Source organism: Amycolatopsis alkalitolerans (assembly GCF_006152065.1).
Taxonomy (GTDB): domain Bacteria; phylum Actinomycetota; class Actinomycetes; order Mycobacteriales; family Pseudonocardiaceae; genus Amycolatopsis_E; species Amycolatopsis_E alkalitolerans.
This window is the reverse complement of the sequence record NZ_VDFW01000060.1, coordinates 1-12934: the sequence shown is the minus strand read 5'-3', so window position 1 is coordinate 12934 and position 12934 is coordinate 1. Positions and strand designations below refer to the sequence as shown.

Genomic DNA, 12934 nt, shown 5'->3' with positions numbered 1-12934 from the left:
GCAGCCGACCCGCGCCCAGCAGCCGGTGCCTCCGCAGCAGCCGCGACAGCAACCTCCGGTGCGGCGCCAGCCACCTCCCCCGCCGCGGCGAAACCCCGCCGGCGCCCAGCCGCCGCCCCGGCGGCAGCCGCCCCCGCCGCGGCCGCGGACGCGCTGATCAGGACGAATGCCCCCCGGCTCACGCCGCCGCGAACAGGCGACGGCCGACCAGCCCGAGGATCGCCAGCAGTACGACGGCGAACCCGGCGAGCGCGACCTGCAGCGACACCAACTGGGTCGCGAGGCCGAGCGCCACCACGGGCACCGCCAGCCCGACGTACGCGGCGAGGAACAGGCCCGCCAGCGCCTCGCCGCGACCCTCGGGAGGTGCGACCGAGAGCACGATGCTCACGCAGCCTTTGAACGCCGCGCCCGCGCCACCGCCCGCGAGCACCCCGCCGACGAGGAAGAGCGCGAGGCTCGGCAACTGCACCGCGACCGTCAGCGCGACGATGCCGACGACGAGAAATCCCAGTCCGTAGCCCAGTTGCCGGCGCAACCCAGCGCGGGCCAGCAGGATCTGCCCGGTCGCTCCGGCCGCGAACACCGCGAAGGCCGTCACCCCGGCCAGCGCGTGCGAGTGCTGGTGCAGGACGTTCGCCAGGAAGGCCGGTGCCAGTGACGTGAACAGGCCGAAAACCGCGAACTGCGCGAGTGCGGCCGCGCCCGCCGCGTAGAACCGGCCGCGCGCCGCACGCGGAACCGACACACGCTGCGGGCGATACCGAAAGCGCGTCCGCTCGACCGTCTCCGGCGCCAGCATCACCCCGGCCGCGCCGATCAGCATGAGCGCCTGGAACACGAGGTACGGCACGTGGAGCGGGTCGCCCGCGTACTGGGCGAGCAGGCCGGAAACGAGCGGCCCGAGGCCGATGCCCCCGAGATTCGCCGCCGTGGCGACGAGATCCGCGCGGGTACGGGACGCGCCCGGCCGGGCGGCCAGGTGCAGTTCCGTGAGATGTGCCGTCGCCGTCGCGGTGAGCATGCCGATGCTGATCCCGGACACGAACCGCGCCACGAGCAGCACCGGCACCGAGGACCAGGCGAGGAACATCACGCCGGCGAGCACGTTGATCAGCACGGCCGGGATCAGCACGCGCCGCCGCCCGGTCCAGTCGGAGATGTGCCCGGCCAGGAACAGGCTTGCGATCACCCCCAGGGCGTAGGCGGCGAAGATCAGGGTCACCGTGAACGGGCCGAACCCGTCTTTTGCTTGGTAGAGAACGTAAAGCGGGGCGGGCGCGGCGGAGAACGCCATCGTCACCGCGAAGGTGTAGGCCACCAGCCAGAACCCCCGGCTGTGCGCCCGGGAGCCCCCGGTGCCCACCGCGGGCAGGCTCGCGTATGCCTCGGTAGTCGTCACGATCTCCACTTTCCGCCCGTAGATCGATCACGTCCAACGAATGTTTTTGCATGCAGCTATCACTGACGTAGATTGCTCGCGTGGAGCTTCGACAACTCGAGTACTTCGTCGCGGTCGCCGAGGAGCTGAGCTTCACGAAGGCCGCCCGGCGGCTGCGGGTCGTGCAGTCCGGGGTCTCGACGGCGATCCGCGCGCTCGAACGGGAGGTCGGCGCCGCCCTGTTCAAGCGGGACAGCCGCCATGTCCGGCTCACCGACGCGGGTGCGGCGATGCTGCCCAACGCCCGCGCCACGCTCGCGGCCGCGCGAGCAGCTCACGACGCGGTCCAGGAACAGCACGGTGAGCTGCACGGCGCGGTCGTGATGGGCAGCATGCTCTCCACGCCCGGTATCGACGTGCCGGGCGTGCTCGGCCGCTTCCACCGCGCGAACCCCGCGGTCCGGGTGCGGATCCAGTACTCGCCGTCGGGTTCGCGCGGGCATGTGCACGCGCTGCTCGACGGCACGATCGACGTGGCACTCGCGTCGTTCCCGAAACGCCCGCCGCCCGGGCTGTCGGTGGAGCCGCTCGCCACCGAGGTGCTGCGGCTCACCTGCGGTCCGGCGCACCGGCTCGCCGGCGGCGGGCCGGTGCGCATGGAGGACCTGGCCGACGAGATCTTCGTGGAGTTCCCCGAAGGGTGGGGCACCCGCGACGCGGCCGACCTCGCGTTCGACCGGCGGGGACTGCACCGGTCGGTGCCGCTGGAATCGCCGGATTACGCAACCACGGCGGCGCTGATCGAGCAGGGGCATGTCGTCGGCTTCCTGCCGGACAGCGTCGCCGCCGCCTACCCCGGACTGGTCATCGTGCCCATCGCCGGGGAAGACCTCGTCTGGAACGTGTCGCTGGCCAGCTCCGCGTCACGGCCGCTGTCCCGCCCGGTGCTCGCGCTGATGGCCGAACTGAGGCGGTCGGTCACCGGCTGAGCTTTTCCCTGGCTCCGGCCAGGATTCTCGTCGGCGGGCGCGTCGTCCTAGGTGAGCTTCCGCCGCCAGTATCCGGTGAAATCGATGGCACGCTTGGGAATCCGGCGCTCGTCGACAAGGTGTCGCCGCACTTCGTAGGCCTCCCCGCCGAGCCACGCGAATGCCTGACCCGTCGGGAAATCCGCCCACCGCATGGCGTCCGCCAGGCCGCCGTCGAGCCACTTAACCGCCACGTCGCCGCGGGCCCGAGCGGGTGCGGGAGGAGCTGGCCAAACGCGAACAGGAGCTGCACCAGCGCAGCCTCCGCCGGTTACGCGCGTCCGCCGCGCTGTCCGCCTACCTCGATCACTGACAGGGCCAGGCGAAAGTGGTGCGTTCGGCCATTCAGCAACCGACCAGGTGGCGGACCGCTTCCGCTTGGGTCTTACCGGCGCGCAGCGCTTGATCCGCCAAGCGCAGAGCACGGTCGGCCAGCATCAGCTCGCGCTCGGCAGGAGGCACGTCTTCGCCGAGTGCTTCACGTAGCCAGCTGGTGATCTCGGCCCACGAGTAGACCCGCACTTTGCCGGTATCGACAATGGGGCGCGGAAATCCACCAGGGCCTCGCTTGCCCTCAGCCAGAAGCCGGAGACTTTCCGCCGTACGACGCCCCAAACGCTGGGCCGCGTCGGCGAGCGTCACGGCATCTTGGGTTTCGACACCGACCGCTCGCAAACCAGGGACAGTCCGAATCTGCTCCGTCGCGCTTGTCACGGCATCCAGAAGCGTGTCGGCCTCGCGATCCACATCGACGAGAGAGCCTTCAAAGCCAGCATCGGACAGCCCAGCATCGAACAACTCGTCAAGCTCGCCTTCCGCTGGTTCTCGGTTCAGGCGAAGCTGGAAATTCCATACAGTCACGGTCGGTGTCCTCCTTTCAAGCGGCGTGTGCGTGGCGTCCGATGAAGCGCTCGATCTGGTTGGCGTGACGATCGGCGGGTTCGGGTGTGCTCGACACGGTGAAGCTGCCAGGGTCGCCGGGATACCCGCGATCAGGTTGCCCACGATGACACTTCAGGCATATCACCCAACCCCAACGATGGCCCTTGTGGTCCTCGACCACGGCGAGATGATCGAGACCCTTCGCGCTGTCGAGGGCAGCAGCCACTGGCGATTTGGAGTGCCGCCCCTTACTCAACGTTGGAATGTTACAACAGGTGTTGTGACTACGCAACACGACGCAGGCATGTGCTCCACACCCCACGGCTCCACATCTGGGTGCCGATGCGCCGCCCACGGACCGCTAGAACCAGGTCTTCGGGCGGACGCGGTTCGCCTCGTCCACCAGGGCGATCCGCTCGCGCCGGCCGGTGGTCTGGCGCGCGAGGCGCAGGTACCAGGTCTCCAGTCCCTTCCGCAGCTCGTGTTCGGTCAACCGGCACCCCAGCACCGATCCCGCGTGGGCTCCGGTGCCGCGTACCCAGGCCAGCGCCGCGCTCAGCAGGTCACGGGCCGCCTCCGCGCGCCGGTGCTCGTCCAGGTCCAATCGCGACAGCCGCTCGCCCGCCACCGCGAAGTCCTCTTCAGACAGTGGAGAAGCGTTGGTACGAGCGTGGATCGCGGTCAGCTGCGCGACGAGGTACCGGCTCGAAGTCTCCGGCACGGATTCGAGCACGTCCACGGCGTCGGCGCGATTTCCCTTGTCCAGCAACGCTCTCGCGAGACCGAACGCCGCGCTGATGAACGTCCGGTCGGTGCGCCACACCGTCCGGTAGTAGCGTTCGGCGTCTCCCGCCTCACCCGCCGCCTCGGCACACACCGCGATCGCCAGCTTCGGCGCGGGCTCACCGGGGGCCAGGTCGTACACGGTCTCGAAACACTGCCGCGCCTGGTGCGGCTGGCCTTCGGCGAGCGCGGCGAGCCCCCGGTACCACTCGGCGCGCCAGTCCCCCGGGCCGAGTTTCACCGTGTTGAGGGTTCTCCTCGCCTCGGCCGGCCGTCCAGCGTCGATCTGCCCCCTCGCCAGGCGGAACTTGATCTCGTCGCCACGCGCCGGCGGATCGGCGAGTTCCTCGATGAGCGCCACCGGATCCGTCTCCGCGAGAGCGGCCAGGAACGCCGTTCCCGGGTCTGCCGGATCCACTCGCGGGACGGGCAGTGCGACGGCGACCTCGCGGAGCGCGGGCGCTCCCTGGACCCCGAAAGCCCGGCGCTCCGGGGTGAACGCGGTCGACATCCCGGGCCGCGGCTGATCGTCCACAGTGGCCGCGACCTCGCGGAAGACCCCTTCGAGCTGCTCGCGCATCTCCTCCGCCGAGCCGAACCGCCGGTCGGGATCGGGATGGGTGGCCCGGATCAGCAGCCGGTGGAAGGACTCGAATCGCGCCAGCAGCGGGACTTCCTCGGGCGGGGGCAGGACGTCGCGGTAGGCGTGGTGAAAATCGAACGGGAAGGTCATCACCGCGAGCGCGCGCCCCACGCTGTACACATCGGACACCGGCGAGGGCAGCTCCCGGCCGACTTCCGGGGCCTGGTAACCGGAAGTGCCGTAGATCGGGCTGCCGGAGTCGCTGACATGCCGGACCGCGCCGAGGTCGATGAGCTTGAGCTGGTCCTCGACCTGGATCGCGTTGTCCGGTTTGAAATCGCAGTAGACGAGCCCGCTGGCGTGCAGATGCGCCAGCGCGGGCAGGATCTCCAGCGTGTACGCGATGGCCCTGGTGATCGGCAGGCACGCGCCGGGTTCGTCCTGCCGCGCCATCATGTCCTTGAGCGAGGTCCCGCCGACGTACTCCATCACGATGTAGCCGGTGCCGCGGTGCTCGACGAAGTTGTAGATACGCACGATCGACGGATGCTCGACCTGCGCGAGGAACTTCGTCTCGGCGATCGCGGCGGCCATCGCGGCGGCGTCGCCGGTGTCGAGCAGGCCCTTGAGCACCACCCACCGGTCGGCGACCCGGTGGTCGGCGGCGAGGTAGATCCAGCCGAGCCCGCCATGCGCCAGGCAGCCGAGCACCTCGTACTGATCGTGCACGACCTCCCCGGGCGAGAGCTTCGGCGTGAACGAGAACGCGTGCCCGCACTGGGGGCAGGTTCCCTCGGGCTCCGCGTCGCCGTCACGGCCGACCTTCCCGCCGCACGCGCTGCAGAACCGTTTGCCCTCCGGCACCCGCGGATCGGTCAGCACGGCTTCACGCGGGTCGCGCCGCGGCACGGGCGGCACCTCGATCACGCCGCGTCCCAGCGAGCTCGGGCTGCTGGACCGGGCGGAGGCGCGCGCCGGACGCGAAGGCGGTGGCGTCGCCCGTGTGCTCCACGAAACGCCGGTCGGTGCCGAGAACGCGGTCGCGGACGTGGCGGGGCCCGGATCTTCCCGCGGGGTGTTCACGATGGCCCCTCCTCGTAGCGCGGCTCCGGCGGCGCCGGGACGGGACCGGGCAGCAACCCGAACAACCAGTGCCGGTAGGACTCGGCCCACTCTCCGCTGCCGCGCACCTGCTCCAGCACGCCGTTGACGAACCGCACCAGGTCCACATCGCCCTTGGGCACCGCGATCCCGTACGGCTCGGCGTGCAGGGACGGGCCGACGACCTCGGTGTAGCGGTCCTGCGCGGCCATCCCGGCGAGGATGACGTCGTCGGTGGACACCGCGTCGGCCTGCCCTTGCTGCAGCAGCACCAGGCAGTCGGTCCAGTCCGCGACCGCGATCGCCGCCGTTTTCTGCGGCAACGCCTGCACGGTGGTCAGCGACGTCGAGCCTTCCGTCGCGCAGACCCGCTTCCCGGCGAGCTGCTCCGGACCCTGGATGCCCGAGTTCTTCTTCACCAGGATCCGTTGCTGTGCTCGGTAGTACACCGAAGAGAACGCCACCTGGGTCTTGCGCTCACAGGTGATCGTCATGGTGCGCACGACGATGTCGACGTCGCCGTGCTGAAGCGCCGGGATCCGCTGGGCGGAGGTGAGCGCGCGGAGCTGGATCGCGTCCGGGTCCCCGAACAGCGCCCGCGCGACCGCGCGCGCCATATCGACGTCGAACCCCTGGATCCGCCCGGTGAAGGGATCGCGGAAGCCCATGTCGAGCGTGTTCTGGTCGACGCCGACCACGAGCTTGCCGCGCTGCACGATCTTCGCCATCGTCGACCCGGCCGGCATCTGCCCCGGCCGCGGCATCGGGCTGAGCGGGCGCGGACTCGCGAGCACATCGCCGCACTGCTGCGCGGCGGGCTGCGGCGCGACCGGGGCCGGCGTGGCGCCGCCGGGTGTCGGCACCTGCGCGGGCACGGTCGGCAGGTCCGTCGTGGTCACCGTGGCGCAGCCGGCGAGGAGCAGCGCGAAGGCGAGTGCGAGCGCTCGTTTCACCGGTAGTCCCTCAGCCGTCGCCAGATCCCGGCCGCCGACCCCGCGGCGACGAGCACCGCGAGCACGGTCGTCGCGGCCACCGCACCGGCGAGGTCGCGGCTCGCCGCGTTCACTTCGGTGCCGAACGTGTCGCGGGCGCGGTCGATGGCGTCCCGCAGATCGCCGTCGAGCCGGTCGAAGATCCCGGCCGCGCCGGTCGGCCCGGCGTCCGTGGCGAGCCGCACCGCGGTCACGTAATCGCCCTGGTCGTCGGCCGCGCGGATGCCCGCGTGCGCGGTCGCCCAGGCCCGCGCGTCGGCCGAAGCCGCCTCGACCCGGCGGCTCACCTCGGTGTCGGTCGCCAGCGGTTTCGCCCGGTCCAGCAGACCGGCCAGCTGCCGGGTGACGGCCGCGTAGTCGTCCTGATACGCACCTCCCACACCCCGCGCGACGAGGGTGAGCGTCTCGTCCGCGCGCGCCTTCAGCGTCGCGATCCTGGCCTGCACCAGCACGTCGACCTGCGCCGACCCGTTCGTGCGGCTGGCGGAGGTAGCGCTCATCGCCGCGACGGTCGCGATCAGCACCCAAGCCAGGGACACGACCGCGGCCGCCGTCGCGATCAGGAGCCCGGCGTTGAACACGCGGTTCGTCCGCCGCCGCAGGACCACCTGGGCCACGACGAGCAGCGCGAGCACGACGAGCGCGAGCAGGACCTCGACCCACGGCGCGGAACCGGCGCGGTCCTGGTCGGCCGCCAGCCGATCGGCCTCGCCCCGGTAGAGCGCCTGCGCCGCGGGCAGCAGGGTGGTGCTCATCAGGTTCGACGCCTCGCGCTGGTAGGCGGCGCCGAGCGGCAGGCCCTGGCGGTTGTCGGCGCGTGCGGTCTCGACGAGTCCCGTGTAGACCGGCAACTGCTGGGACAGGGTGGCCAGCGGGCTGCCCGCCGCGGTGATGTCGCCCGGTTCCCTGGCGGCGATGGCGATCGCGAGCGCGTTGCTCGCCTGCGCGACGTCCGCCTCGTAACGGCGTCGAGTCGCGGTCGGTTCGAGCCCGCCGGTGAGGAAGGCGCCGGACGCGGTGGCGTCGGCGTCCGACAGCGAACGGTAGATCTCGCCGGCCGCGGCGGCGAGCGGGCCGCTGCGGGTCGCGAGATCGTCGATCGCCTGGCCCCTCCCCTGCACGCTCAGCGAGGTGAACATGCCGGCGAGCAGCGAAGCGGCCACGACGACGAGCGCGAGCGCGGTCAGCACCCCCGGCGTGGTCCGGGCGAGCTCCCCGGCTTCCCGGACCGGTCTGCTGGTGAGGATCGCCACCGACCGCACCCCTCCGCGCGAGGACCAGGTTCCGTGCCCGTCACGATCGTCGACTCGCCCCATCGCGCCGGAAACCGATCCCGGTTCGCGACGATATTGGTGCCGATATGTGATCCGATTAGCCGATCAGGTGGATCCTCATGGGCAGCGATCCCCACGCCCGCAGGGTGTTGTTGTGGTGGCGGCGCGCCGGTCCGGCCAGTTCGAACCGCTCGACCCGCGCGGCGAGCGCGGTCAGCAGCGCCTCCGCCTCCAGCCGCGCCACATGCTGCCCGGCGCACTGGTGGATGCCCATGCCGAAGCCGACCTGCCCGGACGGGTCGCGGGACAGGTCGAACGAGTCCGGATCCGCCCAGCGGCGCGGATCGCGGTTGGCGGCGCCGAGGAACATCAGGATCTTCCTGCCTTCGGGAATCGTGACACCGCCAATCTCCAGCTCCCTGGTCGCGGTGCGGAAGAACGTCTGCACCGGTGACTCCCAGCGCACGGCCTCGTCGAAGGCGACGCGGGCGAGCGTCGCGGGCTGCTCGCGCAGACGCAGCCACTGCTCCGGGTTGGTCGCGAAGGCGTAGAGGAGGGCGGCGATCCCGTGCACCGTCGTGTCCACCCCGGCGGTCAGCAGCGACCGGACGACGAGCGGCGCCTGCTCATGGGTGATGTCGCCGTGGTCGGCCGCGGCCCAGATCCGCGCGCCGAAGCCGTCTTCGGTGAGCGCCTCGCGCGCGCACTGGCTGTTCACCCAGGCGGACAGCTCGGCCACGCGCGGCGCGCCCTTTTCGACGAGGTCGTTGACCGGGCCGAAGGCGTTGAAGGCGTGATCGCCGTAGGGCAGCAGGTGCTCGCGGCCGGTCTTGGAGATGCCGACGGCGTCGGGGAAGACCCGCAGCGGGAAGGCTTCCGCGAGCGCGGTCACCGCGTCGAACTCGGTCTGTACCAGGACCTTGTCGACGAGGTCTTCGGCGTCGGCGAACCAGGCGGCGCGCAGCTTCCGCAGCGCGCGCGGGCCGAGGATCTTCGACAGCACCACGCGCGGGGCGTCGTGGAGCGGCGGGTCGGCTTCGAGCAGGAGGCTCGGCGGGCGCCACGGTTTCTCGACCCGGAAATTGCTCAGGCCGACCCCGGCCGCCGACTGGAACCCCTGCCAGTCGGTGAGCGCGGCGTGGACCTCTGCGTAGCGCGCCATGGCGTAGACGTCGTACCGGTCCAGGTACACGACCGGCCCCGCCTCGCGCAGCGCGGCGTGCATCGGCAGCGGGTCCTCGAGAACGTCGTGGGAGAACGGGTCGAACACGGTCGCTCCTTCACAGGTCGAGTACGAGACGATCGGTACGCGACCGCGAGACGCAGACGAACATGCAGTCACCGGCGGCACGCTCGGCGTCGTCGAGGATCGAGTCGCGGTGCTCGGGAATCCCTTCCAGAACACCGGTTTCGCATGTCCCGCAGGTGCCATGGCGGCACGAGGACAGGACGTTGAGCCCCGCCGCCGCGGCCGCGTCCAGGATCGACTGTCCCGGTTGGACACGCACCGAACCGCCGGCGCGGGCGAACGCGACTTCGAACGGTTCGGCCCGCACGGGCGCGCCCTGCTCCGCGGGCACGAACCGCTCGGTCCGCAGCAGCCCGGCCGGCCAGCCCGCGCACCGGTTCTCCACCGCCGCGAGCAGGGGCTCGGGCCCGCAGCAGTAGACCTTGCGCGACCAGTCCGGCTCGCCCAGCCACCCGCCGAGATCCAGGAGGCCGTACTCGTCCTGGGGGCGCACGGTCACGCGCTCGTGGTCGAGTTCGTCGAGGAAGGCCATCGAAGCGCGGCTGCGGCCGCCGTAGAGCAGCCGCCAGTCCGCGCCGAGCAGTTCGGCCTGGCGCACCATCGGCAGCAGCGGCGTGATCCCGATGCCGCCCGCGATGAACAGGTAGCGCCCGGCCGGGACGAGCGGGAAGTTGTTGCGTGGCCCGCCGATCGAGACGGTGTCTCCGGCGGACAGCTCGTCGTGGACGAAGGCCGAACCGCCGCGCCCGTGCGGCTCCCGCAGGACCGCGACCCGGTAGGTCCGGGGGTCGTACCGGTCCCCGCACAGCGAGTACTGGCGGACCAGGCCGCCGGGCAGGACCAGATCCACATGGGCACCCGGGGCCCAGTCGGGCAGCCGGTTTCCGCGCGGATGGGCCAGCGTGAGGGTCACCACCCCGTCGGCCGCGCTCGCCTTGTCCACGATGCGCAGATCGACCGTCGTCATTTCCCGAGGATGAATCGCCGGGCCCGCGCTGCTACAGCCGATTCTCACTCAATGAGAGACCCATCGCGCGGCTGATCCCGAGCGCCGCGGCCCGCAGCGCGGGAACCTGCATCCGCGCCTTGGCGTCGTTCGGCACCACGACGCTCAGCGCCGCCACGACGTCCCCGCCCGGTCCGCGCACGGGCACGGCGATCCCGGTCGCCCGCTCGTCGACGAAACCGGCGCAGACGACGAACCCTTCTCGCCGGATGTCGGCCAGCCGCCGTCGTAGCACCTTCGGATCGGTGACGGTCTTCGGCGTATACGCGCGCAGCGGCTCCTGCAGCACCCGCTCCTGCAGCTCCGGCGGCGCGTACGCGAGCAGCACCTCACCCGAGGACGACACGTGCAACGGCAGCCGCCCGGCGATCCGGGTCAGGTTGATCACCGCGTGCCGGGCGGACAACCGCTCGACGAACAGCACCTCGTCGCCGTCGAGCACGCCCAGTTGCGTGTGCTGCCGGACGACCGCGTGCAGATCCTCCATATACGGCATCGCGGCCTCGCGCAGCGGAAGCGTCGGCGAGGCACGCGAGGCCAGCTCCCACAGCCGCACCCCGATGCGGACCTTCCGGTCACCGTCCCGTTGCAGCCAGCCATACCCGACGAGCTGCTCGACCAGGCGCGAAGCCGTCGCCACGTGCAGATCGGCCCGGCGGGCGAGTTCGGACACGCCCACGGCAGTGGTGTCCGTGCCGAACACCTCCAAGATCCGCACGACGCGGCCGAGCACGGTCTCTTTCCTCACAGGGATCAGTGTGCCCGGGTCTTGTGCCCCGGCGAGGACGCATGAATGATCGTTTCATGGACGTGGTGGAGTTCTCCCCGAAACGCGAGCAGTACGCCTGGACCTTCGGCGGGGCCGAACCGGTCATGCGCGTCGCGCCGGGCACCGTGCTGCGGCTGTGGACCGAGGACGCCTTCAGCGGCCGGCTGACCAGCCCGCACGACCATCCGAGCGAGCACCTCGACATGGCCGAGGTCAATCCGCAGACCGGGCCGTTCTACGTGGAAGGCGCCGAACCGGGCGACACGCTCGCGCTGCATTTCGTCGAGCTGGAGCCGGCGCGGGACTGGGGCGCCTCGGCCACCATCCCGTTCTTCGGCGCGCTCACCACCACCGACCGCACGGCGCTGCTGCACCCGCCGCTGCCCGAGCGCACGTGGATCTACCAGCTCGACCGCGAACGCGAGATCGTCGTCTTCGAAAGCCACGACGGTGAGCTCCGGCTCGACCTGCCGATCGCGCCGATGCTCGGCACCGTCGGCGTCGCCCCCGCCGGCCGCGAGGTGCGCACCTCGATCGTGCCCGACGCGTTCGGCGGCAACATGGACACGCCCGAAATGCGGGCCGGCGCCACGTGTTTCCTCGGGGTGAACGTCGAAGGCGCGCTGTTCTCGGTCGGCGACGGGCACTACCGCCAGGGCGAGGGCGAATCGTGCGGTACCGCGGTCGAGGGCGCGATGAACGTGACCCTCATCGTGGAGCTGATCAAGGGCGGGGCGCCCGCGTGGCCGCGGATCGAGCAGGACTCGCACTACGTCGTGGTCGGGTCTTCGCGGCCGCTCGAGGACGCGTGGCGGGTGAGCCAGGTCGGCATGATCGACTGGCTGCACGAGCTGTACGGTTTGGACCGCGTCGACGCCTACCAGCTGCTCACCCAGGTCAGCGAGTCGCCGCTGGCGAACGTCGTCGACGCGAACTACAGCGCGGTCACCAAGGTGGCGAAGAGGTTCCTGCCGCGCGCGGACGCCTTCGGGGGAATGCACCGGCATCTCAGGGAACAAGCCAGCACACTCTAAGGAGTCCGGAATGGACCTTCAGCTCGCGGGCCTGCGGGCCCTCGTGACCGGCGGTACCAAGGGAATCGGCCGCGCGATCGTCGACGGGCTCGTCGCGGAAGGCGCTTCCGTCGCGTTCTGCGCGCGCACCGAGTCCGATGTGGACACAGCCGTCGAGGAGCTGACCGCCAAGGGCGCGACCGTCGTCGGCGGCGCCGTCGACGTGGGCGACGGGCCGTCTCTCGCGGCCTGGGTGCAGGACGCCGCCACGTCGTTCGGCGGGCTCGACATCGTGGTCACCAACGTCAGCGCGCTCGCCATCGGGCCCACCGAGGAGAACTGGCGCTCGAGCTTCGAAGTGGACATGATGCACACGGTGCGCGCGGTCGAGGCGGCGATGCCGTTCCTCGAGCAGAGCCGGTCCGCGTCGGTCACGGTCGTGTCGAGCGTGTCCGGGCGGGAGGTCGACTTCGCCCACGCGGCCTACGGTTCGATGAAGGCCGCGCTCGTGCACTACGCGCAGGCGCAGGCGTTCGAACTGGCGGGCAAGGGGATCCGGGTGAACAGCGTCTGCCCCGGCAACACGTTCTTCGAAGGCGGCGTGTGGAGCAACATCCAGCAGGGTGATCCGGACCTGTACGGCAAGGCGCTCGCGCTCAACCCGACCGGCCGGATGGCCAGGCCCGAGGAGATCGCGTACGGGGTGATCATGCTGGCCAGCCCCCGGGCCTCGTTCATCAGCGGCACGAACCTGGTCATCGACGGCGCCCTCACCCGCGGCGTCCAGCTCTAACCCCAAAGCCGTTCAGTTAGCGGTCGTGGCTGCTGGTCAAGGATCTTGTTGTGGCGTGTCGGTGCCAGAGATGGGAGCGG

The 12934-nt window shown here is 71.0% G+C and carries 12 protein-coding genes; 3 read left to right on the top strand and 9 right to left on the bottom strand.

Annotated elements, in window-relative coordinates; translation table 11 throughout:
• Nucleotides 1–178: 178 nt before the first annotated feature.
• Entirely contained in the window at nt 179–1402 is a 1224-nt protein-coding gene (locus FG385_RS33425; RefSeq protein WP_235022949.1) for an MFS transporter, read from the bottom strand.
• An 80-nt stretch (nt 1403–1482) separates the two neighbouring features.
• On the opposite strand from FG385_RS33425, the gene FG385_RS33420 reads away from it, so the two are divergent.
• The gene (locus FG385_RS33420; protein ID WP_235022948.1) at nt 1483–2370 is read left to right on the top strand and encodes a LysR family transcriptional regulator; all 888 of its coding nucleotides are present in this window, start codon (nt 1483–1485) and stop codon (nt 2368–2370) included.
• A 47-nt stretch (nt 2371–2417) separates the two neighbouring features.
• Here the strand turns inward: FG385_RS33420 and FG385_RS33415 are convergent, their stop codons facing one another.
• The 8 genes from FG385_RS33415 to FG385_RS33375 all read right to left on the bottom strand — a co-directional run bounded on the left by FG385_RS33415 (nt 2418) and on the right by FG385_RS33375 (nt 11027).
• A complete protein-coding gene (locus tag FG385_RS33415) occupies nt 2418–2603 on the bottom strand; it encodes an SIP domain-containing protein (protein ID WP_235022947.1) in 186 nt (61 codons plus the stop codon).
• A 151-nt stretch (nt 2604–2754) separates the two neighbouring features.
• Nucleotides 2755–3414 (bottom strand): hypothetical protein, encoded by a 660-nt coding sequence (locus FG385_RS33405; RefSeq protein WP_139100814.1) that lies wholly within the window; start codon nt 3412–3414, stop codon nt 2755–2757.
• 238 nt (nt 3415–3652) lie between these two features.
• On the bottom strand, nt 3653–5740 hold the full coding sequence (locus tag FG385_RS33400) for a serine/threonine-protein kinase (protein ID WP_160148954.1): 2088 nt from the start codon (nt 5738–5740) through the stop codon (nt 3653–3655).
• Nucleotides 5737–6711, bottom strand: a complete 975-nt coding sequence (locus tag FG385_RS33395) for a glutamate ABC transporter substrate-binding protein (RefSeq protein WP_235022946.1) — start codon at nt 6709–6711, stop codon at nt 5737–5739. Before FG385_RS33395 ends, FG385_RS33400 begins: the two co-directional genes overlap by 4 nt.
• Nucleotides 6708–8003, bottom strand: a complete 1296-nt coding sequence (locus FG385_RS33390) for a hypothetical protein (RefSeq protein ID WP_139100812.1) — start codon at nt 8001–8003, stop codon at nt 6708–6710. Before FG385_RS33390 ends, FG385_RS33395 begins: the two co-directional genes overlap by 4 nt.
• Nucleotides 8004–8121: 118 nt before the next feature.
• Nucleotides 8122–9249 (bottom strand): cytochrome P450, encoded by a 1128-nt coding sequence (locus FG385_RS33385; RefSeq protein WP_139100817.1) that lies wholly within the window; start codon nt 9247–9249, stop codon nt 8122–8124.
• Nucleotides 9250–9304: 55 nt separating this feature from the next.
• Nucleotides 9305–10240 carry a PDR/VanB family oxidoreductase gene (locus FG385_RS33380; protein ID WP_139100811.1) on the bottom strand — a complete coding sequence of 312 codons (936 nt, stop codon included), beginning with the start codon at nt 10238–10240 and terminating at the stop codon, nt 9305–9307.
• A gap of 31 nt (nt 10241–10271) precedes the next feature.
• Entirely contained in the window at nt 10272–11027 is a 756-nt protein-coding gene (locus tag FG385_RS33375) for an IclR family transcriptional regulator (RefSeq protein WP_139100810.1), read from the bottom strand.
• Between the two features lie 41 nt (nt 11028–11068).
• Between FG385_RS33375 and FG385_RS33370 the strand changes: the two genes are divergently transcribed.
• Together FG385_RS33370 and FG385_RS33365 are read left to right on the top strand one after the other, a co-directional pair.
• On the top strand, nt 11069–12082 hold the full coding sequence (locus FG385_RS33370; RefSeq protein WP_327436882.1) for an acetamidase/formamidase family protein: 1014 nt from the start codon (nt 11069–11071) through the stop codon (nt 12080–12082).
• Nucleotides 12083–12092: 10 nt separating this feature from the next.
• The gene (locus FG385_RS33365) at nt 12093–12854 is read left to right on the top strand and encodes an SDR family NAD(P)-dependent oxidoreductase (protein WP_139100809.1); all 762 of its coding nucleotides are present in this window, start codon (nt 12093–12095) and stop codon (nt 12852–12854) included.
• Nucleotides 12855–12934: the final 80 nt, after the last annotated feature.